Genomic DNA, 23385 nt, shown 5'->3' on the forward strand with positions numbered 1-23385 from the left:
GCCGCTCTCCTCAAAGACCCAGTTCGCCGAACGGGATGAACGCGACAGGTTCGCCGCGTGAAATGCTGGTCGCGGCTTCCGGAATTTCGATCAGCCCGTCTGCCGCGCGCAGTCCGGAGATGAGGCCGGACCCGTCGCGGCTGAACTTGTCCGCCGTCAGCCCGTCCGGACCCGGCACCAGCAGCCCGCGATAGAACTCGCGCCGGTCGGCCTTCTTTTTCTCGATCTCAAAGGCCGCCGGAAGCGTGAAGCGGCGCGGCTCGAACCACAGCGCACCGCCGAGCTTGAACAGCGCCGGGCGCACGTAGAGCAGGAAGCAGACGAAGGCGGCGACCGGGTTGCCGGGCAGCCCGAAGATGGGCGTGTCGCCGATCTGCCCCATGGCCATGGGACGGCCCGGCTTGATCGCGATCTGCCACAGGTGCCGCTTGCCGAGCGCCTCGAGGCTCTCGATCAGGTGGTCTTCCTCGCCGCGACTCGCGCCGCCAGACGTGATGACGACATCGGCGGTCTCGGCTGCCTGCTTCAGGGCATCGCGAACGGTCCCGGCCTTGTCGGCGAGGATGCCGAGATCGACCACTTCGACCGGCAGTGTCTGGAGCAGCGCTTTCAACAGCGGGCGGTTGGAATCAAAGACGCCGCCCTGGCCAAGCGTGCCGCCGGCTTCCACCAGTTCGTCACCGGAGGAATAGACCGCGACCTTCAGCTTCTTGAAGCAGCGCACGCTGCCGCGCCCGACGGAGGCGGCGGCTGCCACGTCCTGCGGGCGGAACACCTGGCCGGGGTCGATCAGTGTCGCACCTTCTGCGAGGTCCTCGCCCGCGCGGCGGCGGTTGGCACCGGGCTTCAGCCCGATGGGAATCGTCACCTGCTTGAGATCCTCGATCTCGTCGCTCTCGCCAGCGTCGCAATCCTCCTGCATGACGACGGTGTCTGCCCCGGCGGGCATCATCGCGCCGGTGAAGATGCGGGCAGCCGACGCCGCAGGCAGCGGCTCGCGCGCCGGGTGGCCGGCCGCGACGCGCATTGCGACGAACAGCGTCGTCGGGGCGTTGTCGTTCAGGTCCGCGTGGCGCACGGCATAACCGTCCACTGCGGAATTGTCGTAGGCTGGCACGTTGCGCGGGGCGCGCACGTCTTCCGCCGCGATGCGCCCAAGCGCGTCGTCCAGCGAAACGTATTCATCTCCGGCGATGGCGGTGAGGCGGTCGCGCAGGATCGTCAGCACCTCGTTATGGCGCAACCGGTCCTTGTCGTGCAGGAAGCAGTCGTCGAGAAGCTTGCGGGTCATCCTGCCTGCCTATTTGCGTCCGCGCGTGCGCCGGACAAGCCACTGGTCGCGCCAACGAAGTCGCAGATCGCAGCAATGTCGTCGATCTGGAATACGGGCAGGCCGTCCGGATTGGTGCCGTCGGCTGCGCTGCCGGTCTCAGACGCGATCGCCGCGATGTTCATGTCGGACAATGTCATGGGGTCGCCCTTGCGGGCGTCGGCCCGGCGGCATTCGATCTTGGGATGCGCCTCGCGCTTGTAGCCTTCCACGATGACGATATCGCAGGGACTGAGCCGCGCGATGATCGCCTCCATGGATGGTTCCTCGTCGCCGCGCAGTTCGTGCATGATCGCCCAGCGCGCACCGCCGACGATGGCCGTCTCGGTCGCGCCCGCCTCGCGGTGGCGGAAGGAGTCCGTGCCCGGCTTGTCGATGTCGAAGGCATGGTGCGCGTGCTTGACGGACGCGACGGTGAACCCGCGTGCGGTCAGTTCCGCGATGATCCGTTCGGTCAGCGTGGTCTTTCCGGAATTCTTCCATCCGGTGACGCCGAAAATGGGGGGCAGGGGAGGCATTTCGAAGTTATGACCGCACTGGGGCCGGAGGGGAAGCGCAAAGCTTCATTGCGTCACGCACCGGCAGCGGCAAGCGCCTCGGCGGTCGCGATCTCTTCCGGCGTGTTGACGTTGAAGAACGGGTCGGCAGATGCCGCGCCATCACCGATCATGTCGAAGGCGCAGCGGGCGTTGTCGTGACGGTCGACGAAGGCGAGGACCTTGCGGGTTTCGCCGCGCGTCAGGAAGTCTTCCAGGTCGTCCGCAAAGGCCACCGGCCACAGCCCAAAGACCGGGTGCACGCGTCCGTCGGATTCCGCCAGAACGATGCGGTCGTGTCCGTCAGCTTTCGCGAGCAGGCGAGATGCGAGGTCGCGTGGGAAGAACGGGGTGTCGCTCGCAGCGCTGAGGACATAGCGCGCGTCTCCCGCCTCTTCCCCCCAGCGCAGGCCAGCAAGAACACCAGCCAGCGGACCGGCAAAGCCTTCAATCGGGTCCGGCACCACCGGCAATGCGTACTCGGCAAAGCGCGCCGGGTCGCCGTTGGCATTCAGCGCCAGCGTGCCGACTTGCGGCTTCAGGCGATCGATGACGCGCGCCAGCATCGGCTGCCCGCCAACGTCCAGCAGTGGCTTGTCGCCGCCGCCCATGCGCCGCGACAGCCCGCCCGCGAGGATGACGCCCGCGATTTCCCCGGTCGGCTCACTCATCGCGCGCGCCCCGCCGGCCGTGCTTCCTGTCTTCCTCGGCGACGAAGTTCGGGTCGGCGTCGAAGTCGATCCGGTCCTCGCCCGCCAGCGCCACGAAGCGTTTGCCCCGCGCGCGCCCGATCAGCGTCAGCCCGGCCTGGCGCGCCAGTTCCACGCCCCACGCGGTGAAGCCCGAGCGCGACACGAGGATGGGAATGCCCATCATCACGGTCTTGATTACCATCTCGGATGTCAGGCGGCCGGTCGTGTAGAAGATCTTGTCGGCAGCATCGACGCCGTTCATGAACATCCAGCCGGCGATCTTGTCGACGGCGTTGTGGCGGCCGACATCCTCCATGTAGACCAGCGGCCGGTCGCCCTGGCACAGCACGCAACCGTGGATCGCGCCGGCTGTGAGATAGAGGCTCGGCGCGGTGTTGATCGCCTTGGTCAGCGTGTAGAGCCACGAGGTCTTGAGCCGCGCGTCCTGCGGCAGCGACACCGTCTCGAAATGCTCCATCACATCGCCGAAGATGGTGCCCTGCGCGCAGCCCGAGGTGCGCACCTTCTTCTTCATCTTGTCTTCGTAGTTGGTCGCACGTTCCGTGCGCACCACCACCACGCCAAGATCGTCATCGTGGTCGATGCCGGTGATGACGTCGTCGGGTTTCAGCATGTTCTGGTTGAGCAGGTAGCCGACGGCCAGCAGGTCCGGATGGTCGCCGATGGTCATCATCGTCACGACTTCCTGCGAGTTGAGATAGAGCGTCAGCGCGCGCTCCTGCACGACGCGGATCTCGACGTTCGCGCCGGTGTGGTCGGTGCCGGTGATCGGCACCGACAGGGCAGGGTCGTCCGGGTTCGGCGCGACGATGAAGCCGGTCTCGCCGTCATCGGTGGCAGGCGCTTCGGTGTAGCTGGCTGTGGTGGAGGTGTCGGCGGCCATTCTGGCTCCGCTTCACTGGTGATGAATGTTGCCCAAGAGATAGACCGCACGCCTGCACGAGAAAAGGCGCAAGTCCGCAAAGGGAACTATGCCTCGAAGCTCGCGCATGCCAAAAGAAGCCAAACCGGGGACGACATAGATGTTCGATTTTCTCAACAAGCTGGGCCTGCCGGCGAAATACGCGATCCTGTTCGGGGTCTTCGCGCCCGGCGCGATGTTCCTGCTGAATTACCGCGATCCGGCGGCATTCGGGTTGGCCAACTACCTGTTCTTCCTTGTTTTCGGGGCCTTCTGCGGCTTCGGCGCGGGCTACATGCGCCAGGTTCGCGGCAAGGATAAATAGCGCGCATGGGCCCGAAAAGTTGTTCGACTTTTCGGATCAGGCCATGCGGAAGCCAGAAAGCGCATGGACCCGAAAAGTTGTTCGACTTTCCGGAACAGGCCATGCGGCAGGGAAATTTGATCTAACTCTCGGGACGCTTCAAATGCTCGACAGCCTCAACGCGCTCGGCCTGCCGGCGAAATACGCCATCATCAACGCGGTGATGTGCGTGGTCTTCCTGTACCTGCTGGCGCAAGTCGGCTGGGGGTCCGGTGAGCCGTTCATCTACGTGCTGGGCGCGGTCCTGGCGGCGATCTTCGGCGCGGTGCGCGGCTACCGGCGCAAGCAGGCCGGCCTGAAGGACTGACGCGCACGGGCGGGGCGGAACAGCTTCTGCACCATGAGAAGCGTTTGACGCAGCCATCAAACCGCTTATCTATCGCGCGCAAGCGCCGGTCTGGCGCAGGACAGTCATCAGCGGGGACAAGATGAGCGTTACCAAAGAAGCGGTTCTGGAAGCCCTCAAGCGCGTGCGCGGGCCGGACATGGAACGCGATCTGGTCGAAAGCGGCATCGTCTCCGACATCTTCATTTCCGGCGGCAGGGTGATCTTCTCGATCTCCGTTGACGCCGCCATGGCCCAGAAGCTGGAGCCGATGCGGCAGGCGGCCGAGAAGGTCGTGAACGAAGTGCCCGGCGTGGAAAAGGCCATCGTCTCGCTGACGGCCGAGAAGGCCGGCGGCAATGGCGCGGGCGCTGCTGCCGCGCCCGCCGCGAAAGCTCCGCCGCCCGGCAACCTGGCACCGCCGCCTCCCATGGCCGGCAAGGGCCCCGGCGGCCAGCAGGCCGCCCCGGCGCAGGCAGCCGGTGTTCCCGGCGTCAAGCACATCATCGCGGTCGCCTCGGGCAAGGGCGGTGTCGGCAAGTCCACCACCACGGCCAACCTCGCGCTCGCGCTCCAGGCGCTTGGGCTGAAGGTCGGCATTCTGGATGCCGATATCTACGGCCCCTCACAGCCGCGCCTGCTCGGCGTTTCGGGCCGTCCGGAACCGGTCCATGGCCGGGTGCTGAAGCCGCTGGAAGGCTTCGGTCTGAAGGTCATGTCCATGGGCTTCCTCGTGGAGGAAGACACGCCGATGATCTGGCGAGGGCCGATGGTTATTTCCGCCATCACCCAGATGCTGCGCGAGGTCGAATGGGGCGAACTGGATGTGCTCGTTGTCGACATGCCGCCCGGCACCGGTGATGCGCAACTGACCATGGCCCAGCAGGTGCCGCTGTCGGGTGCGGTGATCGTCTCCACGCCACAGGATCTGGCGCTGATCGACGCGCGCAAGGGCATCAACATGTTCCGCCGCGTGGATGTGCCGATCCTCGGCATCATCGAGAACATGAGCTACTTCCTGTGCCCCTCCTGCGGGGACCGCTCCGACATCTTCGGAAATGGCGGCGCGAAGGCGGAAGCCGAAAAGATCGGCGTGCCGTTCCTCGGCGACGTGCCGCTACACATGGACATCCGTGAAAAATCCGATTCGGGCCGGCCGCCGGTGGCGTCGGACCCCGATGGCCAGCACGCGAAGATTTTTGGAGAGATCGCCAGCCAGGTCTGGCGCCAGATTTCCGATGGCAGTTCTGCCCGTGCGGCACCTGCTATCGTCATGGATTAACTATACTTTTTTGGGTTTCGCCTCTTTACGCTCCATGAGCGGTGTGCATAAAGGCTCCGCCTTGAATGCGTGGCCGGCGCGGATGCGGTGCCCTATGTCATTCTTCAATGTCTGTAGTTTACGTTCAGGTTAAGACTGTACGCCAAGGGCAGGCACTTAAAAGGTCATAATTTTCCAACGGCGTGGGGGCTCAGAACAACGAGACGCCTTATCGGAAAAGCTGACGATTTTTCTGGTGAGGGAATCTGTTGAACGACTCCAACGACGGGCAATTCGACGTCGATCTCACGAACTGCGATCGCGAGCCCATCCACCTACTCGGCCGGGTTCAGGAATTTGGCTTCCTGATCGGTTGCACGTCCGATTGGCTTATTCGCCACGTGTCCGAAAACGTGTCCGACTTTCTCGAGGCTGACGCGCAGTCGCTGATCGGCGATTCCGTCTCTCGCCTGCTCGATCCCAGCACCATTCACACGCTGCGCAACCGGTTGCAGAACCTGCGCCCGGGCGGCTACCCCGACATCGTGACGCGCCTGGAAGTGCACAGCGCCAAGGATGGACAACTCTTCGATGTGAGCGTCCACATTTCCGGCAGCGAGATCGTGCTGGAATTCGAGCCGGCGCGCCCACAGATGCGCGCCGACCGGCATGTTGCCGATGTCCAGCAGGCCATCAACCGCATCAGCCGGCTGGACAGTGTCGACGCCATTCTGCGCTTTGCCACGCGCTTCAGTTCGAGCCTGATGGGCTTTGATCGGGTGATGGCGTACGTCTTCAACCCGGACGACACCGGCGAAGTGCGCGCCGAGACCCATGCTCCCGGCATGGAGTCGTTTCTCGGGCTGCGCTACCCCTCGACCGATATCCCGCGACAGGCCCGCATTCTCTACGTACAGAATCCGGTCCGCACGATCGCCAACATAAACAAGGATGGGTCGCCCATCCTGCCGCTCGCCCGCTCACAGGAAGATGCGCTGGACCTGTCCAGTTCGGTCCTGCGTTCGGTGTCGCCGATCCATCTGGAATACCTGCGCAACATGGGCGTGGGCGCGTCCGTGTCCCTCTCCATCGTTGTGCACGGGCGGCTCTGGGGTCTGATCGCGTGTCATCACCGCCAGCCCAAGGTGCTCGACCAGACGGTCCGCAATTCCATGGTGCTGTTCGCGCAGATGCTTTCGCTGCTGATCGCGGAGCGCATTTCCACCATCGACAGCAAGTTCCAGACTGCCGCGAACGAGCTCATCAACCGCTTCTCGCGTTCTGCCGCGACCTCCGGCGATATCGGCGACGTGATCCTCGCACAGTCCGAGACCGCGCTCGACCTGATGTCTGCCGACGGCATGGCCGTGCTGAGCGATGGCAAGATTTCAACTGAAGGTCGTACGCCCTCGGACGACGACATCGAGGCGATTGCGCGACAGCTGAACGTCCAGCCGCCCGGTCAGGTCTACGCAACGAACGAATTGAGCAAGCTGGACCCGGATGCCGCCTCATATCTCGGGCAGGCTGCTGGGGTTCTCTCAATCCCGATTTCCAAGAGCCCGCGTGACTACATCCTCTTCTTCCGCAGCGAACTGGTGAAGAAGGTGACGTGGGCCGGCAACCCGGAAAAGCCGGTGACGCTCGGCCCCAACGGCATTCGCCTGACGCCGCGCAAGAGCTTCGAGGCCTGGCAGGATCTCGTCGAGGGGCAGAGCGCGGAATGGACGAAAGCCGAAATCGCGGCTGCCGAGCAGTTCCGCGTGACTGTGCTGGAAGTCGTGTTGAGGCTGGCTGATGACGCGGCGATGGAGCGCAAGCGCGCTGCCGAAAAGCAGGAGTTGCTGATCGCGGAACTCAATCACCGCGTTCGCAACATCCTCGGGCTGGTGCGCTCGCTGATTGCCCAGACCTCCAAGAGCGAGACGTCAGTCGCCGAATTCGCCCAAGTTCTGGAAAGCCGCGTGCAATCGCTGGCGCGCGCCCATGACCAGATCACGGAGAAAAACTGGACTCATGCGTCCCTGCGCAGCCTGATTTCGACCGAGGCCGAGGCCTACCTGCTCGACAAGTCGTCACGCATTCGCATCGACGGCCCTGACGCGCTGCTGACGCCGGTTGCCTATTCCAACCTGGCGCTCGTCATCCACGAGATGATGACGAATTCGGCCAAATACGGCGCGTTGTCGGATCGCAGTGGGATGGTCGAGGTTGATCTGACGGTTCGTGATGACGGAGCTCTGGATATCGGCTGGTTGGAAAAGAACGGTCCGCCGGTGAAGCCGCCGGAGCGTCGCGGCTTCGGCACGACCATCATCGAGCGCGCGGTGCCCTACGAACTGCACGGCGAAGCCTCGATTGACTACGCGACAAGCGGCGTGACTGCGAAATTCGTCGTGCCTGCATCCTTCGTGACGGTGTCGGATGAACCTGAAGTGGCTCAGACCGCAGCGCAGATTGCTGCCGAGGAACGTGCATTGCCGGAAATCGATTTCCCGAAGAAAATCCTTGTCGTCGAGGACAACCTCATCATCGCCATGGATACAGAAGCCGCGCTGATGGAACTTGGCGCAACGAAGGTGACGGTCTGTGGCGATTTGCATGCCGGACTGACCGCGCTTGAGGACAGCCGTCCCGACTTCGCACTTCTCGACATCAATCTTGGAAACGGAAACAGCTTCCCGCTGGCCGAGAAGCTGATGGCCGAGAGTCTGCCGTTCGTGTTCGCTTCAGGCTACGGCGACCTGAAGACGGATGGCGGCAAGTTCGACGGCTGTCTGGTGGTGGGAAAGCCCTACGACAAGGAAAGGCTGCGGCAGGTGATCCTGGCGTGTCTCGAAACCAAGGTAGGGGACTGATTCAGATCTGCGCGAAAAGTTGCGCTGCGATCTTGCTGTAGTCGACCGGCTTGTTGAAAAGCGGCGCGTTGCTGCCGAGCATCTCCGTCACTTCGCGCGTCGTGCGCCCTGTGACGAAAAAATAAGGGTAGCCCGCTTCCTCCAGCTTCGCAGCTATAGGAATGCTGTTTTCACCACGAAGGTCGAAATCCAGTAATGCGCCTGCAAGCGCATGCGACTCCAAGATCGCGAATGCTGACTTGCAATCATGCGCCACGAGGCATTCGAGCCCCGCGCTGATGATCGCGTCTTCTGCATCCATCGCGATGAACGGATCGTCCTCAACGATGAGCACTGGTTTTTGCACTGCCATGTCCATGTCTAACGAACGCACTCAGTCACGAAATGGTTTCCACGCCCGGTAAAACTAACTGGTGCATGGTGAAAAAGGATTTAATCCATGGATGCCGCAATCGCAAATTCTGGACTGCGTGAGCGTTTGCGCAAGCAGACGAGAGGTCTGCACGACCTGCTCGACAGCCGCTTTGACGGCGCATTCGCCGCTGATCTGGAGCGCTACACGGGCTTTCTGCTGATGAATGCCCGGGTGCTTCCGGTCTTGGAGGCGCGTTTGGCTCAGGATGAGGAATATCGAACGCTCGATGATTGGAAGGAACGGTTTCGCACCCGCGCACTGGAGCGCGACCTGACGGGGCTGGGCGTCGAGATGCCCGAAACGACACCTTTCCCGCATCAGCCGATGCGTGGAGCGGGCGCGGGCATTGCCTACGTTCTGGAAGGCTCGCGCGTGGGCGCGCGCGCGATTGCAAAGAGGCTGTCTGAATCCGGCCTCGACTTCGTGCCGACGGCCTTCCTGCGCCACGGCCGCGAACAGCGCTACTGGCAGGATTTCCTCGACTGGCTCGCAAGGCGCGAGGGGGACGAGGACTATGCGCGCGGCGCTGTTGCGTCGGCGGCGGCTGCATTCCAGTTCTACCTCGAGGCATCCGAAGTCTGAGGCAGGCCGGAGCGCATCGCCGCGTCCAGCTTTCGCTGGCGCATGCGTTCCCGGTAGAAGATGAACAGCCCGCTTCCCACGATGAGGAAGATGCCGAACGTGCGCAGCGGCCCTGGCACGTCGCCCCACACAAGGAAGCCGAGGATGATCGCCCACACGATGATCGAGTAGCGGAACGGCGCGACGACTGACAATTCGCCCGACCGCATCGCGTCGGTGATGAAGTAGAACGCGAGCGTCAGGAACACGGCAGCGCACGCAAGGATCGCCAGTTCACGGCTGGTCGGCAGTCCACCGTAGCCGTCGATCGCGACCATCACCGCCCCGGCAATCGTCACCGCCGTCATCGTTGTCATGGCGACGAGGATTGTCGGCGCGGCGGCCGGAATGAAACGGTTGGACAGATCACGCAGCGCCACGAAGCCCAGCGCCGCGACGGCAATCGGCGCACTCGTGTCGAAGCCGGACAGGCCCGGCTGCACGACCAGCAACATGCCGACGAAGCCGATCAGCACAGCCACCCAGCGCCGCCAGCCGACCTGTTCCTTCAGGTAGAATGCGGCAAGCACGGTCATCACCAGCGGCATCCCCTGGAGAATGGCGGTCGCGTTGGCAAGCGGCATGGAGAGCAGGGCGGTGAGGTAAAATAGTGTCGCGCCCAGTTCACCGATCACGCGCAAACCCAGTGGCCGCGCGGTGCCGGCAGGGAACTTGCGCCAGGCGCCCATCATCGTGGTCAGCGCTGCCATCAGGATCAGCGCCATGATGCCACGCGTCAGGATGATCTCGCCGAGCGGCATCGTCTCGCCGGCAAGCTTGATCAGCGTGTCATTGCAGATGAACCCGCACATCGCGGCCAGCATCGCGAGGATGCCGCGCCGGTTGGCCGCTCGGGTCGCAAGCGCGGCCTCGGTGGTGGTCGATGCGATGGTCATGTCCGGTCCCGGATCGAGGATTGCCCAGCTTGCACGGGATCAGCGTGCGTTCAAGCAGCCAGTCGCCCGCGCCCCAGGAACGCGAAGATGGTGGCCATCAGGATCGAGCCGAACATGATGAGGGCAAGCGGCAGCAGTCCGGTCTGGTCGACGAGGCCGGTCAGCACGGTCGCGCCCGCGCCGATGCCAAGCTGGATGGCACCAGACAGGCCAGCAGCCGCACCGGCGAGGTCGGGTCGCACGGAAACACAGTTGGCAATCGCGTTGGGGAGCACCAGCCCGTTGGAAAGTGCCGTGAACGCCATCGGCACGAACAAGGCAAGCGGATGGATAGTGCCGGTCATGGCGAGCGCGACCATGACGAAGGTCGCGACAAGGCCCATGATGCTGCCGGCGATGATCATCGGCGTTGGTCCGATCCGCTCGGAATATTGCCCGGTCAGGAAGTTCCCGACCATGTAGCCGATCGCGCCAAGAGGGAAATAAAGCCCGTAGTCCGACGGCGACATCCCCATGACTTCCACGGCCAGGTGCGGAGCGGCTGCCAGGAACGAGAAGAAGGCCGCCGAGGCAAAGCCCAGCGTCAGCGCGTAGCACCAGAAGGCGCTGCTGCGAAACAGCACGAAGGCGCCGTCGACAATTGGCTGGAAGACTGCGCCGCTTTCACGCTGCGTGTTGGTTTCGTGGAGTGTCGCCAGCACGATGAGCAGCACCGGCAGCGCGACCACGACGACGGCGACAAAGCTGGCGTGCCAGCCGAAGCTTTCATCCAGCAGCCCGCCCGCCAGTGGTGACACCATCGGCCCCACAACCATACCCATGGTCACGTAGCCGATCATGCTGGCCGAGCGGCCGCGGCTGTAGCAGTCGCGAATGATGGCGCGCCCGATAGCCAAGCCAGCCGCACCGCCGAGCCCCTGGAAGAAGCGCGCGGCGATCAGCGTCTCGATTGTCGGCGCCAGCGCAGCGAACACCGATCCGACGATGAAGAGGGACAGCCCCGCGATGAGCAGCGGCCTGCGACCGAACCGGTCCGACAGCGGGCCGAAGACGATCTGCGAGATCGCCATGGCGATGAGGTAGAAGGTCAGCGAGAGCTGGACCATCGCGTAGGACGTATCGAACGCCTTCTGCATTCCCGGCATCGAGGGCATGCAGATGTTGAGCGCGATGGGTCCGAGCGCGGAAATGATGATGAGCACGATCAGCGGCGGAGCCAGCACCGGAGTCTCGGCGGGCTCTGTGGTGGACGTGATCGTCTGGCTCATGTGGATTCTTTCGGCGGGCGGGGTGTCGGCGGGTCGCGAGCTATATGGTGCGCGCCGCGCGTCTCAGCCATGCCGGCAGTGCAGGGCAGGGTTCCGGCCTGCCTGCCCGGCCAGCCGCAGGCCCGTCAATGGGGCCTCGCGGCAAGCCTGGATCGTCTCGGGGTCGGAAGCCCGTCAGCGGCTGGCGGACGCGATGCCGAGGTTGGTCTCGGAAGCGGGCGTTCCTGCCGGCTGGGCGAAAACGCGGCGCACGAAGTCGTGGATCGCCACAGAGCGCTGACGGCGGCCCTCGGCCACCAGCCGGTTCAGCTGGGTCACGTCGAGGCGGCTCACGTCGATATCATTCAGGTTGGTCATGTCGGTCTCCAGTCGGCCGGGAGGGATTTGATGCCGGCCGATGCTGGAGAAGCTAGGTACTATGCTGCACTGCCACAAACGCTTTGTTTTCATCCGTCAGTTGAGTTAAAATCATCTGATACGTTCCGGACAACTCATGGCTGCCATGCAAATTTTGAAGGTCTGCAATTTACCGTTTGTAAATGTAGTGCCTATGCATCTGGAAATATTGGGGAAATAGCGAAGAATGAAGCGTGACCTTCCGCCCCTTGCGTGGTTGCGTGCCTTCGAGGCCACCGGGCGTCATTTGAGTTTCACGAAGGCGGCGGAGGAATTGAACGTCACGCCATCGGCCTTGTCGCACCAGGTCCGGCAGCTTGAAGACATGCTTGGACAGAAGCTGTTCGTGCGTTTGAACCGGGCGATTGAGCTGACCGAGGCGGGGCAGCGCTGCCATCCGGGCCTGCGGTCCGGCTTCAACCTGCTGGCCGACGCGATGGCCCAGTTGCGCCCCGCCGTGCCGCCCAACCGGCTCGTGGTCGGCACCGGCCCGGCGTTTGCCGCCAAGTGGCTCGCGCCGCGTCTTTATAGATTCGTGGACGCCCATCCAGACCTCGACCTGCGCATTGCCGCGAGCCTTGCCGTCACTTCGCTCGGTGAACAGGGCCTGGACGTGGCGATCCGCTTCGGGCGCGGGAACTATCAGGACGTCACGGTCGAGAAGCTGCTGGACGAGGCCATCGCCCCGATGTGTTCACCGGCCTTCCTCGAACAGCATCCGATGGAAAGCCCGGCTGACCTTGAGAAAGTGCAGCTTCTGCACGACGATTCCATGCGCCCCTTTCCCGGTCTTCCCGGCTGGGAGGACTGGGCGCGCGCTGCAGGGGTGCCGAACCTGAACGTGGACCGGGGGCTTCGCTTCAACCACGCCGACCACGGGCTCGATGCGGCGATGGAAGGGGCGGGGATCGTTATGGGCCGGCGGACGCTGTCCGTGCGCGACCTCAATGCCGGACGGCTCGTCATGCCGTTCGACATCTCCGTGCCGGTGAGAAACGCCGCGTTCTGGCTGATCTATCCGACCGACGAGCAGGGCAATATGACTGCCAAGGTCAGCAGCTTCCGCGACTGGATCCACGAGGAGATTGCAGCCGAGCCGCTGCCGTTCTGAGTCGAACGAGCCGCTGGAGCGTGTGAGGCCTCAGCCGCCGGTGACGCTCATGTGGCGGCCGACGCTCGGCTGGTTCGTCGTGCGGTCGATGATAAAGTCGTGGCCCTTGGGCTTGCGCGAGATGGCTTCCTCGATCGCCTGGTAGAGCGGCTCGTTGCTCTCGCTGGCGCGCAGCGGCGCGCGCAGGTCGGCGGCGTCTTCCTGGCCCAGGCACATGTAAAGAGTGCCGGTGCAGGTGAGGCGCACGCGGTTGCAGCTTTCGCAGAAATTGTGGGTCATCGGCGTGATGAAGCCGAGACGGCCACCGGTCTCGGCGATGCGCACGTAGCGCGCCGGGCCGCCGGTCTTGTAGGGAATGTCTTCCAGCGTCCAGCGCTGGGAGAGATCAGCGCGAACCTGCGATAGCGGAAGGTACTGGTCGGTGCGGTCGCCGTCGATTTCGCCAAGCGGCATGGTCTCGATCAGCGTCAGGTCCATGTCGCGCTCGTGGCAGAACCGGATGAGCGTGTCGAACTCGTCCTCATTGACGCCCTTCAGCGCCACGGCATTGAGCTTGAGCTTGAGGCCTGCCGCCAGCGCGGCGTCGATGCCGTCCATCACCTTGCTGAAATTGCCCCAGCGCGTGATCGCCTTGAACTTGTCCTCGTCCAGCGTGTCGAGCGAGACGTTGACGCGCTTCACGCCGCACGCGGCCAGCTCCTTGGCGAAGCGGGCAAGCTGCGAGCCGTTGGTCGTGACGGTCAACTCTTCCAGCTGTCCGGACTCAAGGTGCCGGCCAAGCGACTGGAACAGCCACATGATGTTCCGGCGCACCAGCGGTTCGCCGCCGGTGATGCGCAGCTTGCGCACCCCGAGATCCACGAAGCCGGTGCACATCCGGTCGAGTTCTTCCAGCGTCAGCAGGTCCTTCTTGGGAAGAAACGTCATGTTCTCCGACATGCAGTAGACGCAGCGGAAGTCGCAGCGGTCCGTCACCGAGACGCGCAGGTAGGTGATCGCCCGCTGGAAGGGGTCGACAAGCTGGCGCGTGGCAGCATTGGGCTCTTGTGGCACGTTGATGTTCATGGCGCGTCCCCGAGTGTTCAGCGCCCGCGCGGCTCTCCATGAGCCGGGGCGGCCGATCTTGTTTCTTTGTGACGATATCTAGCAGCCCGCGTGGCTTCGGCAAAATGCCCTCGCGAAAGGCGGGCGATCTCTCTTCCTTCATATAGGCGAATCGAACCGCGATATCGCGGGGGCGGTTCACGACAAACAACAAAGTTCCGCCGACGGGCCATATCGGGCAATATTATTACCAACTCCACCGGTCAACTTTGATCGACCGGGCTTAATCGCGCGACATTCTGTCCCGGAACCGCGTAGATATAATTTAATGTCAAAAAGCGGTGTCTCAGCGAACGAATATTGCGAAATGATATTCGAGGTCAGTTGCGCACAGTGTATACGCTGTGCATGATGATGGCGGGAGGAGTCCAAATTTGATGCAAGCGCAGCACCAAGCTGCCCAAACGCTGAGCGAACCCGTCCAACTTAGTGACGAGGAACTCGGTCGTGGGCACCTGTACCGGCTGATTGGCCGGTTGCTCGCACGTGCGCCTTCCACCAAGGAACTCGGCAACGCATCGCTCCTGCAGGGCGACAACAGCGAGATCGGCCGCGCCATTGCCACGCTGGCCGCAGCCGCAGCCAAGGCGGACGCCGCCGCTGTTGCCCGGGAATATCAGGACCTCTTCATCGGCGTCGGCCGCGGGGAACTTGTCCCCTACGCATCCTATTACCTGACCGGCTTCCTGCACGAGAAGCCGCTGGCGCGCCTGCGCGACGACCTCGCGGGTCTCGGCATCGCGCGCGCCGACAACATCAAGGAACCCGAGGACCACGCCGGCGCGATCCTTGAGGTCATGTCCGGCCTCATCCTCGGCACGTTTTCGACCCCAGCTTCGCTGGACCAGCAGAAGGCCTTCTTCGAGGCCCATCTCGCGCCGTGGGTCGGACATTTCTTCAAGGACCTGGAAGCGGCGCGCAATGCCGACTTCTACGCACATGTCGGGCGGCTCGGCCGCGCGATGGTCGAGGTCGAGGACGCCGCGTTCTCGATGGTTTGACGAATTTCGCGCCCCTGTCAGGGCGCTGACGAAACAGGCCGCAAGGCTTGGGAGGAGGGCCCGGTAAAGGGCCAACAGGAGATGGAGCCCAACGAGGCTCCGGGGAACAGGGCCGGCAGGCCCCAAGAAAAAGGCCGAATGGCCGGTGGAGACAGGTCTTCGAAGAGCCCGCAACAGGGCCACACGGACCTGAAGAGGAGTAGCGCCGACGAGCCGGCAGGGAATTTCCCGCAGCGGCCAGACGGCAGATGATTGAACAGCTGGCCTGCGCCTTGAACGCTGGCGGGCTCCGAACATTGGAGAGAGGAAATGGCAGGCAAGAAAGAAGACGCCAAGACCGATCGCCGCAGCTTCCTGAAGCTGGCGGGTCTCGGTTCGGTCGCCGGCGGCGCCGCCCTGGTGACCGGGGCCGGCGAGGCCGAAGCGGCAGCGCTCGACACGCCCGGAAACGGCTATCGCGAAAGCGAGCACGTCAAGGCGTTCTATCAGTCGGCGCGGTTCTGACGATCCGCGCGGGGGCAACCTCGCCGCGGACCTTGGGGACACTCTTTGAGGAGATCGAAACATGTTGAGGAAGAAGACGGAAGGCGCGGCCAGAAGCGCGCGTCTCGCCCAGATCCTCTCCGACACGGCTGGGGCCACAATGGACCGACGCACGTTCCTGCGTCGTTCGGGTCTCACGGTCGGCGGGCTTGCTGCGGCATCCGCCATCAGCGGCACCATGGTGCAGCAGGCGCAGGCAGCCGAGGGCAGCGGCCCGGTTGAACTGAAGAAATCCGTTTGCACCCACTGCTCGGTGGGCTGCACGGTCATTGCCGAGGTGCAGGGCGGTGTGTGGACGGGCCAGGAGCCCGGCTACGACAGCCCCTTCAATCTGGGCTCGCACTGCGCCAAGGGCGCGTCGGTGCGTGAACATGCCCACGGCGAGCGTCGCCTCAAGTACCCCACAAAGCTCGTCGGCGGAAAGTGGACGCGCATCAGCTGGGAAGACGCGATCAACGAGATCGGCGACCAGATGCTCTCCATCCGCGAAGAGTCCGGTCCCGATTCGGTGTACTGGCTGGGTTCGGCGAAGCACTCCAACGAGCAGGCCTACCTGTTCCGCAAGTTCGCCGCCTTCTGGGGCACCAACAACGTCGATCACCAGGCGCGTATCTGTCACTCGACCACGGTCGCGGGTGTTGCAAACACCTGGGGCTACGGCGCGATGACGAACTCCTACAACGACATCCACAACTCGCGTGCGATGTTCCTCATCGGCGGCAACCCCGCCGAGGCGCACCCGGTGTCGCTGCTCCACCTGATGAAGGCCAAGGAGCAGAACGACAGCCAGCTCATCGTCTGCGACCCGCGCTTCACGCGCACCGCCGCACACGCCAGCGAGTATGTCCGCTTTCGTCCCGGTACGGACGTGGCGCTCGTTTGGGGCATTCTCTGGCACGTCTTCGACAACGGCTGGGAAGACAAGGAATTCATCCGGACCCGTGTCTACGGCATGGAAGACGTGAAGGCCGAAGTCGCCCGCTGGACGCCTGAGGAAACCGAACGTGTGACCGGCGTTCCCGGCGCGCAGCTTCGCCGCGTTGCCCGCACGCTCGCCAACAACCGACCCTTCACCATCATCTGGTGCATGGGCGGCACGCAGCACACGACCGGCAACAACAACACCCGCGCCTATTGCGCGCTGGGCCTTGCGCTCGGCACGATCGGCACCTCGGGTGGTGGCGCCAACATCTTCCGTGGCCACGACAACGTGCAGGGCGCAACCGACCTCGGCGTGCTCTGCCACACCCTGCCGGGCTACTACGGCCTCGCCGCCGGCTCGTGGAAGCACTGGGCCCGCGTCTGGGATGTTGACTACAACTACGTCGTCGATCGCTTTGCCAAGACCACCGACAAGGAAGGCAAGGAAAAGTCGATGATGAACATCGCCGGCATGCCGGTGAGCCGCTGGTTCGACGGTGTTCTGGAAGAAGGCGACAACCTGGAGCAGCAGGATTCGGTTCGCGCGATGGTGTTCTGGGGCCATGCCCCGAACTCCCAGAGCCGCCAGCAGGATGCGAAGAAGGCGATGGAGAAGCTCGATCTTCTCGTCGTCATCGATCCGTATCCCACGGTCACGGCCATCCTGCATGACCGCACCGACGGCGTGTACCTTCTGCCGGCCGCGACGCAGTTCGAGACCTACGGCTCGGTCACCGCGTCCAACCGGTCGATCCAGTGGCGTGAGAAGGTTGTGGAGCCGCTGTTTGAGTCGCTTCCCGACCAGACCATCATCTACAAGTTCGCTGCCAAGCTCGGCTTCGCCGACGAGATGTTCAAGAACATCGCGATCGAGAACGACGAGCCCAGCGTCGAGGACACGCTGCGCGAGATCAACCGCGGCATGTGGACCATCGGCTACACCGGCCAGTCGCCGGAACGCCTCAAGCTCCACATGGAAAACCAGCACACCTTCGACAAGACGACCCTGCGCGCCAACGGCGGTCCCGCCGACGGCGAGTACTACGGCCTTCCCTGGCCGTGCTGGGGCACCCCGGAGATGGCGCACACCGGTTCGCCGAACCTGTATGACCTCTCCAAGCCGGTTGCCGAGGGCGGCATGGGCTTCCGTGCCCGCTTCGGCGTCGAGCGCGAGGTGGACGGCGTCAAGCACAACCTGCTTGCCGAAGGCGTCTACCCAGTGGGTTCGGAGATCGAGGACGGTTATCCGGAGTTCAACTACGGCATTCTCCAGAAGCTCGGCTGGGACGGCGATCTCACCGACGAGGAGCGTGGCGTCATCGAACAGATCGGTGGCGACAAGCCGGAGGGTGTGAACTGGAAGGTCGACCTGTCGGGCGGCATCCAGCGCGTCGCCATCAAGCACGGTTGCGCGCCCTACGGTAACGCGAAGGCCCGCACGATCGTGTGGAACTTCCCCGATCCGGTTCCGGTCCACCGCGAGCCGCTCTACACCACGCGGCGCGACTTGGTGGTCGACTACCCGACCTACGCCGACAAGCGCATGAACCGCCTGCCGGTCCTCTACGAGTCGATCCAGAAGAACGACTACTCGAAGGACTTCCCGATCATCCTCACGTCCGGCCGACTGGTCGAATACGAGGGTGGCGGCGACGAGACACGTTCCAACCCGTGGCTCGCCGAGCTTCAGCAGGACATGTTCGTGGAAGTGAACCCGTTCGACGCCAACTCCGCCGGTCTTCGTGACGGCGAGATGGTCTGGGTGCACACGCCGGAAGGCGCCAAGGTCAAGGTTATGGCCATGGTCACCGAACGTGTCGGCCGGGGCGTTGCCTTCATGCCGTTCCACTTCGGCGGCTGGTACCAGGGCGAGGACCGCCGGTCCAAATACCCGGACGGTGCCGACCCCTACGTGCTGGGCGAAGCGGCAAACACCGCATGGACCTACGGCTATGACTCCGTGACCCAGATGCAGGAGACCAAGTGCTCCGTGTGTCGGATCGAAAAAGCGTAAAGCGCGAGAGGAGACTGACAAATGGCTAGAATGAAGTTCCTCTGTGACGCAGAACGTTGCATCGAGTGCAACGCCTGCGTCACCGCGTGCAAGAACGAGCACGAGATCCCGTGGGGCATCAACCGCCGCCGTGTCGTGACCATCAACGACGGCAAGGAAGGCGAGCGCTCCATCTCGGTGGCCTGCATGCACTGCTCAGATGCACCGTGCATGGCCGTGTGCCCGGTCGACTGCTTCTACCAGACCGACGAGGGCGTGGTTCTGCACTCCAAGGACCTGTGCATTGGTTGCGGCTACTGCTTCTACGCGTGCCCCTTTGGCGCGCCGCAGTATCCGCAGGTCGGCAACTTCGGCTCGCGCGGCAAGATGGACAAGTGCACCTTCTGCGCCGGCGGCCCGGAAGACGACAACTCCAATGCCGAGTTCCAGAAGTACGGCCGCAACCGCCTCGCCGAGGGCAAGCTTCCGCTGTGCGCGGAAATGTGCTCGACCAAGGCGCTGCTCGCCGGTGACGGTGACGTCGTCTCGAACATCTACCGCGAGCGTGTTGTCTCCCGCGGGTTCGGGTCCGGCGCCTGGGGCTGGGGCAAGGCCTATCCCGGCGGCGGTTCGTAAGCCGGGGACGCCGCAGCAAGATCAGCAAGGGCGGCCGGACGGCCGCCCTTCGCATATCGGCGAGGTTCGCCGGGGTTTATCTTTTTAATTCAACCATTTGCGTTATCGCATAACGCGTTTGTGGAATTGCCGATCCGTGCCTGTTTCGGCTATGCTTGGCCAACAGGTAACCGGTTCAGGGGCGAGGATTGCATGACAAGACCGATTGTCCGCAAAGCGGGACTTGCGCTGGTGGCAGCATCGCTGGCGCTCACGCTCCAGGCCTGCCGGGAGAACGAGCAGGAACGACCGCTCAGTTTTGAAAAGGGCGTCTATTCCGGCGAGCCCGATCAGAAGCTCAGCGCTGAGCAGACCGATGAACTGCGTCGCCGTGCCTCGCAGATTCAGCAGTTCTAGAAAGTCCGTCGACACCCGCAGGGGCCACGTCAACAGCGCCGCGCAAGCCGGTCGCAGGAATGAAAAGAGGGAGAGGGTCATGCATCGCACGCGCATATTCGGGCTGGCCGGGCTATTCGCCATGCTGGCGCTCGTCGTCGCCGTCACCATGTCCGGCGGCCAGGCATTTGCCCAGAGCGGTGGCGGGCTCGACCCCGAACTGCGCCAGCAGCTTGAAGGCGGCGCGGTCCCGGGCAATGCCCAGGGCACCAACGACATCTCCGAGCAGTGGCGAGATATCCGCCGCGGCGTGCAGGGCACCGTCTCCATCCCCGACAAGAAGGCCGGTGTGCTGGTCCAGTCGGAAGGTGAGAACTGGCGCAACGTGCGCAACGGACCGGTCTCGACCTACTCGGTCTGGGTCATCGCGGGCATGATCATCCTGCTCGCGGTCTTCTTCCTCATTCGCGGGCGCATCCGCATCGACGCCGGCAAGGCCGGGGTAACGATCAACCGCTTCGGCTTCATCGAGCGTTTCGGCCACTGGCTGCTGGCGGTGTCCTTCATCGTGCTGGCGCTGACGGGGCTGAACCTGCTATATGGCCGCTACTGGCTGCTGCCTGTCATCGGGCCGGATGCCTTCGGCGCGATCACGCTTGGCGGCAAGTACCTGCACAATTACCTCGCCTTTGCCTTCATGCTTGGTCTGGCGATGGTCACTGTCATGTGGATCGTCCACAACCTTCCTTCGCGCCATGACCTGATATGGCTCGCCAAGGGTGGCGGCATGTTCTCCAAGAAGTCCCACCCGCCTGCGAAGAAGTTCAATGCCGGGCAGAAGATCATCTTCTGGTCGGTGGTGCTGGGCGGGCTCTCGCTCTCGCTGTCAGGCTGGGCGCTGCTCTTCCCGTTCGAATATCCGATGTTCGCCAAGACCTTCGCGATCTTCAACATCTTTGGGACCGAGCTTCCCACCTCGCTGACGCCCATCGAGGAGCAGCAGCTTGCGCAGCTCTGGCACACCATCGTCGCGGTGGTCATGGTCGCCATAATTCTCGCCCATATCTATATCGGTACGATCGGTATGGAGGGGGCTTTCGACGCCATGGGGTCCGGCGATGTCGACCTCAACTGGGCGAAGGAGCACCACAGCATCTGGGTCGAGGAGAAGATGGAAGGCGATGGCGAGCATCCCGAGACACGGCCGGCTCCGGCCGAATAACCAGCGCAATCGCGGCGGGCGTCATCCGCGCCCGCTGCCACCCGGCGCAGCCGTTCCGCGCCAGCGCGTGTAAACGTCCATGATGCTCCCCCGCGCATTGCCCGGACTTGTGGCCTCCGCCGTGCTGGCGGTGCTTGCCGCCGTGCCCGCCTCGGCGGCGACGGACGGCGATTCCGCGTCGCTCTTTCCGCGCGCGCTTGAAGGCCACGGTGGCCCGGTGCGCTCCGTCGCGCTATCGCCGCAGGTCGACCGGGCTCTGACGTCATCCTTCGACTATTCCGCGATCCTCTGGGCTCTCGATGATGGCGAGGGCCGCGAACTGACGCGGCTGGAAGGCCACGAGGCCGCCGTCAACGATGCCCTCTTCGTGCCCGGCAGCGAGCGCGCCGTGACCGTCAGCGACGATGGCAGCCTCGCCATCTGGGATCTCTCCACCTCTGAAATGCTGAAGCGGTTCGAAGGTCCCGGCGACAAGGTGCTGGCAGCCGACGTGTCCGATGACGGGCGCTTTGCCGCGTCTGCCGGGTGGGATGGCACCGCGCGCCTTTACGACATTGCAGCGCTCACCGAGACGGCGGTCCTCGAAGGCCATCGCGGCAACGTCAACGACGTGGATTTCTCACCCGATTCCAGGACGCTCTATTCCGCCTCCTACGACGGCACGATCCGCGCTTGGGACGTGGAGACCGGCAGCTTCATCCGCCAGATCTACGGCCACGGCTGGGGCCTCAACATCGTGCGTGCGCTGCCGGACGGCGCGAACCTGCTCTACGGCTCGCTGGACGGGTCGGCCGGCATCATCGAGATCGAAAGCGGTCGCACGGTCGTCGACCTCGCGGTCCACCAGGGCCCGATCCTGTCGGCGGACATTTCCAGCCAGTCCGGCCTCGCGCTTATCGGCGGTGCGGACGGCACCGTGCGGGTGTACCGGACCGCAGACTGGATCCTGCTGCACACCTTCGAAAACCCGAACGGCCCCATCTGGGGTGCCGCACTGTCGCCGGACGGGACGGCTGCGATCCTCGCGGGCCTCGATGATTCAGCCTTTCTGTGGCAGATCACCCCGCGCAAGGCATTCGAGCCGCCGCTTGGCGATTATCCGCGCCGTTTTCAGGTCCAGAACGATGCCGACCCCGGCGAACTCCAGTTCGCGCGCAAGTGCTCGGTCTGCCATACTCTGACGCGCGATGGCGGCAACCGCGCCGGGCCGACGCTCTACGGTGTCTTCGGCCGCAAGGCTGGTACGCTGGAGGGTTACGTCTATTCCGACGCGCTGAAGCACAGCAGCATCGTGTGGACGGAGGAAACCATCGCGCAGCTGTTCGATGACGGTCCCGATGTGGTCACCCCTGGCTCCAAGATGCCGGTGCAGCGCCTCAAGACCGTCGAAGACCGTGACGCACTTATCGCGTTCCTGAAACGCGCAACCAAACCCGAGGCGCCCGCGCCGGGTCAGTGACCCGGCACCGCCCGACACAAAGAGGAAACGGCAGGAATGAAAGCCTTCGTCACCAGCATGGTCGCACTCGTCGTGATCAGTTTCGCCGCATGGGGCGTGCTGACGTCTCTCGACTACTCCGCGCAGGATGCCTATCGCAGCGGTCACGGTACCGTTCGCCTCTGACCCGATCGTGCGTGCCGTCTTGAGCATTCATCCGCGCGCGATCGTGTGCCTGTCGCTCGCGCTGTGCGTCCTCGCTATTCCGGCCTACGCGCAAAGTCCGGTCGAGGACGCAGCGCAATCCGTCGTCTCGGTTCTGCCGCTCTGGCAGGGTCGCGCGCCGGACCAGGAAGCACCCGAAGGCACCGGCATCGTCATCGGCGACGGGCAATGGATCGTCACCGCCGCGCATGTGCTCGGCAACGCAAAACGCGTCTTCGTGCGCGATGCCGATGGCATGGTGCTGGAAGCCTCGCCCGGCCCTGTGAGCGACGCGACAGACATCGCCCTGCTGCGTATCGAGGAACCGCGCAAGCCTGCCGAGTGGGCGGACGGTGATCTCGCCCCGGGAGACAAGGTCTGCGCTGTCGGCAACGCCTTCGGCCTTGACCACACGCTGACCTGCGGCGTCGTTTCGGCGATTAACCGCTCTGACGTCGGCTTCAATGCCATCGAGGATTTCGTCCAGACCGATGCCGCCGTGAACCCCGGCATGTCCGGTGGCGCGCTGGTTGACGGGGAGGGCAGGCTCGTCGGCCTGCTGTCGGCCATCTTCGCCAAGGATTCCGACGCCAATATCGGCGTCAACTTCGCCGTCTCCGCAAGCCTCGCCCGCGCCGTCACTTCCGGGCTGATGGAGCAGGGCACATTCCAGCCTGTCGCCATCGGGGCTGCCTACCGCCCGGTTCCGGGCTTCGGCGAGACAGGGCCGACCGGCGCGCTGGTCGTTTCCGTAGCGGCAGACAGTGCCGCTGCCCTTGCCGGGCTGGAGGAGGGCGATACCATCTTGCGTGCAGGCGCCCGCCGGGTGCACGGTCCCGGTGACATGCGCGCTGCACTGGCGCTTCTTGCTGCCGGCGAGACGCTGGCGCTGGACGTGCTGCGCGGCGACACCCGCAAGACCCTTCAAATCACGCCGCAATGAGCGGCGTCCA

General features: G+C 64.1%; 25 protein-coding genes. 16 read left to right on the plus strand and 9 right to left on the minus strand.

Features of this window, described 5'->3' with window-relative positions; translation table 11 throughout:
- Nucleotides 1-10 precede the first annotated feature (10 nt).
- The 4 genes from glp to fdhD are packed head-to-tail and all read right to left on the minus strand — an operon-like array spanning nt 11 to nt 3462.
- The gene (glp, locus tag ACKTEK_RS03735; RefSeq protein WP_409163898.1) at nt 11-1291 is read right to left on the minus strand and encodes a gephyrin-like molybdotransferase Glp; all 1281 of its coding nucleotides are present in this window, start codon (nt 1289-1291) and stop codon (nt 11-13) included.
- Nucleotides 1288-1848, minus strand: a complete 561-nt coding sequence (gene mobB, locus ACKTEK_RS03740) for a molybdopterin-guanine dinucleotide biosynthesis protein B (RefSeq protein WP_409163899.1) — start codon at nt 1846-1848, stop codon at nt 1288-1290. Before mobB ends, glp begins: the two co-directional genes overlap by 4 nt.
- Before the next feature lie 53 nt (nt 1849-1901).
- Nucleotides 1902-2537, minus strand: a complete 636-nt coding sequence (gene mobA, locus ACKTEK_RS03745; protein ID WP_409163900.1) for a molybdenum cofactor guanylyltransferase MobA — start codon at nt 2535-2537, stop codon at nt 1902-1904.
- The gene (fdhD, locus tag ACKTEK_RS03750) at nt 2530-3462 is read right to left on the minus strand and encodes a formate dehydrogenase accessory sulfurtransferase FdhD (RefSeq protein WP_409163901.1); all 933 of its coding nucleotides are present in this window, start codon (nt 3460-3462) and stop codon (nt 2530-2532) included. Before fdhD ends, mobA begins: the two co-directional genes overlap by 8 nt.
- A gap of 139 nt (nt 3463-3601) precedes the next feature.
- Between fdhD and ACKTEK_RS03755 the strand changes: the two genes are divergently transcribed.
- From ACKTEK_RS03755 to ACKTEK_RS03770, 4 genes are all read left to right on the plus strand, one after another.
- Nucleotides 3602-3805 carry a hypothetical protein gene (locus ACKTEK_RS03755; RefSeq protein ID WP_409163902.1) on the plus strand — a complete coding sequence of 68 codons (204 nt, stop codon included), beginning with the start codon at nt 3602-3604 and terminating at the stop codon, nt 3803-3805.
- Nucleotides 3806-3947: 142 nt separating this feature from the next.
- Complete coding sequence (locus ACKTEK_RS03760) at nt 3948-4151, plus strand: hypothetical protein (RefSeq protein WP_409163903.1); 204 nt, start codon at nt 3948-3950, stop codon at nt 4149-4151.
- Between the two features lie 121 nt (nt 4152-4272).
- Nucleotides 4273-5451, plus strand: a complete 1179-nt coding sequence (locus tag ACKTEK_RS03765) for an Mrp/NBP35 family ATP-binding protein (protein ID WP_409163904.1) — start codon at nt 4273-4275, stop codon at nt 5449-5451.
- Nucleotides 5452-5699: 248 nt separating this feature from the next.
- Nucleotides 5700-8288: an HWE histidine kinase domain-containing protein gene (locus tag ACKTEK_RS03770; protein ID WP_409163905.1), complete on the plus strand. Its 2589-nt coding sequence runs from the start codon at nt 5700-5702 to the stop codon at nt 8286-8288.
- A gap of 1 nt (nt 8289) precedes the next feature.
- On the opposite strand, the gene ACKTEK_RS03775 is transcribed toward ACKTEK_RS03770, so the two are convergent.
- Nucleotides 8290-8646 carry a hypothetical protein gene (locus tag ACKTEK_RS03775; RefSeq protein ID WP_409163906.1) on the minus strand — a complete coding sequence of 119 codons (357 nt, stop codon included), beginning with the start codon at nt 8644-8646 and terminating at the stop codon, nt 8290-8292.
- A gap of 81 nt (nt 8647-8727) precedes the next feature.
- Between ACKTEK_RS03775 and ACKTEK_RS03780 the strand changes: the two genes are divergently transcribed.
- The gene (locus ACKTEK_RS03780; RefSeq protein ID WP_409163907.1) at nt 8728-9285 is read left to right on the plus strand and encodes a biliverdin-producing heme oxygenase; all 558 of its coding nucleotides are present in this window, start codon (nt 8728-8730) and stop codon (nt 9283-9285) included.
- On the opposite strand, the gene ACKTEK_RS03785 is transcribed toward ACKTEK_RS03780, so the two are convergent.
- The 3 genes from ACKTEK_RS03785 to ACKTEK_RS03795 form a co-directional block, all read right to left on the minus strand.
- On the minus strand, nt 9261-10220 hold the full coding sequence (locus tag ACKTEK_RS03785; protein ID WP_409163908.1) for a DMT family transporter: 960 nt from the start codon (nt 10218-10220) through the stop codon (nt 9261-9263). The two genes, ACKTEK_RS03780 and ACKTEK_RS03785, sit on opposite strands and share 25 nt — an antisense overlap.
- Nucleotides 10221-10270: 50 nt before the next feature.
- Entirely contained in the window at nt 10271-11488 is a 1218-nt protein-coding gene (locus tag ACKTEK_RS03790; protein WP_409163909.1) for a multidrug effflux MFS transporter, read from the minus strand.
- Between the two features lie 174 nt (nt 11489-11662).
- Nucleotides 11663-11845 (minus strand): hypothetical protein, encoded by a 183-nt coding sequence (locus ACKTEK_RS03795; RefSeq protein ID WP_409163910.1) that lies wholly within the window; start codon nt 11843-11845, stop codon nt 11663-11665.
- A gap of 30 nt (nt 11846-11875) precedes the next feature.
- On the opposite strand from ACKTEK_RS03795, the gene ACKTEK_RS03800 reads away from it, so the two are divergent.
- Together ACKTEK_RS03800 and gcvA are read left to right on the plus strand one after the other, a co-directional pair.
- Complete coding sequence (locus ACKTEK_RS03800; RefSeq protein ID WP_409163911.1) at nt 11876-12082, plus strand: hypothetical protein; 207 nt, start codon at nt 11876-11878, stop codon at nt 12080-12082.
- Nucleotides 12072-12995 carry a transcriptional regulator GcvA gene (gene gcvA, locus ACKTEK_RS03805; RefSeq protein ID WP_409163912.1) on the plus strand — a complete coding sequence of 308 codons (924 nt, stop codon included), beginning with the start codon at nt 12072-12074 and terminating at the stop codon, nt 12993-12995. The genes ACKTEK_RS03800 and gcvA overlap by 11 nt, the downstream gene beginning before the upstream one ends.
- A 30-nt stretch (nt 12996-13025) precedes the next feature.
- On the opposite strand, the gene moaA is transcribed toward gcvA, so the two are convergent.
- Nucleotides 13026-14060 carry a GTP 3',8-cyclase MoaA gene (moaA, locus tag ACKTEK_RS03810; protein WP_409163913.1) on the minus strand — a complete coding sequence of 345 codons (1035 nt, stop codon included), beginning with the start codon at nt 14058-14060 and terminating at the stop codon, nt 13026-13028.
- Nucleotides 14061-14476: 416 nt separating this feature from the next.
- Between moaA and ACKTEK_RS03815 the strand changes: the two genes are divergently transcribed.
- From ACKTEK_RS03815 to ACKTEK_RS03855, 9 genes are all read left to right on the plus strand, one after another.
- Complete coding sequence (locus ACKTEK_RS03815; protein WP_409163914.1) at nt 14477-15100, plus strand: molecular chaperone; 624 nt, start codon at nt 14477-14479, stop codon at nt 15098-15100.
- 309 nt (nt 15101-15409) lie between these two features.
- Nucleotides 15410-15604: a twin-arginine translocation signal domain-containing protein gene (locus ACKTEK_RS03820; protein ID WP_409163915.1), complete on the plus strand. Its 195-nt coding sequence runs from the start codon at nt 15410-15412 to the stop codon at nt 15602-15604.
- A gap of 61 nt (nt 15605-15665) precedes the next feature.
- Complete coding sequence (locus ACKTEK_RS03825) at nt 15666-18578, plus strand: formate dehydrogenase subunit alpha (protein WP_409163916.1); 2913 nt, start codon at nt 15666-15668, stop codon at nt 18576-18578.
- A gap of 21 nt (nt 18579-18599) precedes the next feature.
- Nucleotides 18600-19193: a formate dehydrogenase FDH3 subunit beta gene (gene fdh3B, locus ACKTEK_RS03830; RefSeq protein WP_409163917.1), complete on the plus strand. Its 594-nt coding sequence runs from the start codon at nt 18600-18602 to the stop codon at nt 19191-19193.
- A gap of 192 nt (nt 19194-19385) precedes the next feature.
- Nucleotides 19386-19589: a hypothetical protein gene (locus tag ACKTEK_RS03835; protein WP_409163918.1), complete on the plus strand. Its 204-nt coding sequence runs from the start codon at nt 19386-19388 to the stop codon at nt 19587-19589.
- 79 nt (nt 19590-19668) lie between these two features.
- Nucleotides 19669-20790: a formate dehydrogenase subunit gamma gene (locus ACKTEK_RS03840; RefSeq protein WP_409163919.1), complete on the plus strand. Its 1122-nt coding sequence runs from the start codon at nt 19669-19671 to the stop codon at nt 20788-20790.
- Nucleotides 20791-20869: 79 nt separating this feature from the next.
- A complete protein-coding gene (locus tag ACKTEK_RS03845; protein ID WP_409163920.1) occupies nt 20870-22249 on the plus strand; it encodes a c-type cytochrome in 1380 nt (459 codons plus the stop codon).
- Between the two features lie 36 nt (nt 22250-22285).
- Nucleotides 22286-22414 carry a hypothetical protein gene (locus tag ACKTEK_RS03850; RefSeq protein WP_409163921.1) on the plus strand — a complete coding sequence of 43 codons (129 nt, stop codon included), beginning with the start codon at nt 22286-22288 and terminating at the stop codon, nt 22412-22414.
- 19 nt (nt 22415-22433) lie between these two features.
- A complete protein-coding gene (locus ACKTEK_RS03855; RefSeq protein WP_409163922.1) occupies nt 22434-23375 on the plus strand; it encodes a S1C family serine protease in 942 nt (313 codons plus the stop codon).
- Nucleotides 23376-23385 lie beyond the last annotated feature (10 nt).

This window comes from Tepidamorphus sp. 3E244 (assembly GCF_046159835.1).
GTDB lineage: Bacteria > Pseudomonadota > Alphaproteobacteria > Rhizobiales > Tepidamorphaceae > JACKJK01.

What these genes read in the sequence shown, in the direction of transcription:
- ACKTEK_RS03760 (WP_409163903.1), top strand. Translation starts at nt 3,948, where the DNA reads ATGCTCGACAGCCTCAACGCGCTCGGCCTGCCGGCGAAATACGCCATC.
- fdh3B (WP_409163917.1), top strand. Translation starts at nt 18,600, where the DNA reads ATGGCTAGAATGAAGTTCCTCTGTGACGCAGAACGTTGCATCGAGTGC.
- ACKTEK_RS03835 (WP_409163918.1), top strand. Translation starts at nt 19,386, where the DNA reads ATGACAAGACCGATTGTCCGCAAAGCGGGACTTGCGCTGGTGGCAGCA.
- glp (WP_409163898.1), bottom strand. Translation starts at nt 1,291, where the DNA reads ATGACCCGCAAGCTTCTCGACGACTGCTTCCTGCACGACAAGGACCGG.
- ACKTEK_RS03845 (WP_409163920.1), top strand. Translation starts at nt 20,870, where the DNA reads ATGATGCTCCCCCGCGCATTGCCCGGACTTGTGGCCTCCGCCGTGCTG.
- ACKTEK_RS03850 (WP_409163921.1), top strand. Translation starts at nt 22,286, where the DNA reads ATGAAAGCCTTCGTCACCAGCATGGTCGCACTCGTCGTGATCAGTTTC.
- ACKTEK_RS03775 (WP_409163906.1), bottom strand. Translation starts at nt 8,646, where the DNA reads ATGGACATGGCAGTGCAAAAACCAGTGCTCATCGTTGAGGACGATCCG.
- mobA (WP_409163900.1), bottom strand. Translation starts at nt 2,537, where the DNA reads ATGAGTGAGCCGACCGGGGAAATCGCGGGCGTCATCCTCGCGGGCGGG.
- ACKTEK_RS03790 (WP_409163909.1), bottom strand. Translation starts at nt 11,488, where the DNA reads ATGAGCCAGACGATCACGTCCACCACAGAGCCCGCCGAGACTCCGGTG.
- ACKTEK_RS03765 (WP_409163904.1), top strand. Translation starts at nt 4,273, where the DNA reads ATGAGCGTTACCAAAGAAGCGGTTCTGGAAGCCCTCAAGCGCGTGCGC.
- ACKTEK_RS03800 (WP_409163911.1), top strand. Translation starts at nt 11,876, where the DNA reads ATGCCGGCCGATGCTGGAGAAGCTAGGTACTATGCTGCACTGCCACAA.
- ACKTEK_RS03820 (WP_409163915.1), top strand. Translation starts at nt 15,410, where the DNA reads ATGGCAGGCAAGAAAGAAGACGCCAAGACCGATCGCCGCAGCTTCCTG.
- mobB (WP_409163899.1), bottom strand. Translation starts at nt 1,848, where the DNA reads ATGCCTCCCCTGCCCCCCATTTTCGGCGTCACCGGATGGAAGAATTCC.
- ACKTEK_RS03755 (WP_409163902.1), top strand. Translation starts at nt 3,602, where the DNA reads ATGTTCGATTTTCTCAACAAGCTGGGCCTGCCGGCGAAATACGCGATC.
- gcvA (WP_409163912.1), top strand. Translation starts at nt 12,072, where the DNA reads ATGAAGCGTGACCTTCCGCCCCTTGCGTGGTTGCGTGCCTTCGAGGCC.
- ACKTEK_RS03785 (WP_409163908.1), bottom strand. Translation starts at nt 10,220, where the DNA reads ATGACCATCGCATCGACCACCACCGAGGCCGCGCTTGCGACCCGAGCG.
- ACKTEK_RS03825 (WP_409163916.1), top strand. Translation starts at nt 15,666, where the DNA reads ATGTTGAGGAAGAAGACGGAAGGCGCGGCCAGAAGCGCGCGTCTCGCC.
- ACKTEK_RS03780 (WP_409163907.1), top strand. Translation starts at nt 8,728, where the DNA reads ATGGATGCCGCAATCGCAAATTCTGGACTGCGTGAGCGTTTGCGCAAG.
- ACKTEK_RS03840 (WP_409163919.1), top strand. Translation starts at nt 19,669, where the DNA reads ATGCATCGCACGCGCATATTCGGGCTGGCCGGGCTATTCGCCATGCTG.
- ACKTEK_RS03795 (WP_409163910.1), bottom strand. Translation starts at nt 11,845, where the DNA reads ATGACCAACCTGAATGATATCGACGTGAGCCGCCTCGACGTGACCCAG.
- fdhD (WP_409163901.1), bottom strand. Translation starts at nt 3,462, where the DNA reads ATGGCCGCCGACACCTCCACCACAGCCAGCTACACCGAAGCGCCTGCC.
- moaA (WP_409163913.1), bottom strand. Translation starts at nt 14,060, where the DNA reads ATGAACATCAACGTGCCACAAGAGCCCAATGCTGCCACGCGCCAGCTT.
- ACKTEK_RS03815 (WP_409163914.1), top strand. Translation starts at nt 14,477, where the DNA reads ATGCAAGCGCAGCACCAAGCTGCCCAAACGCTGAGCGAACCCGTCCAA.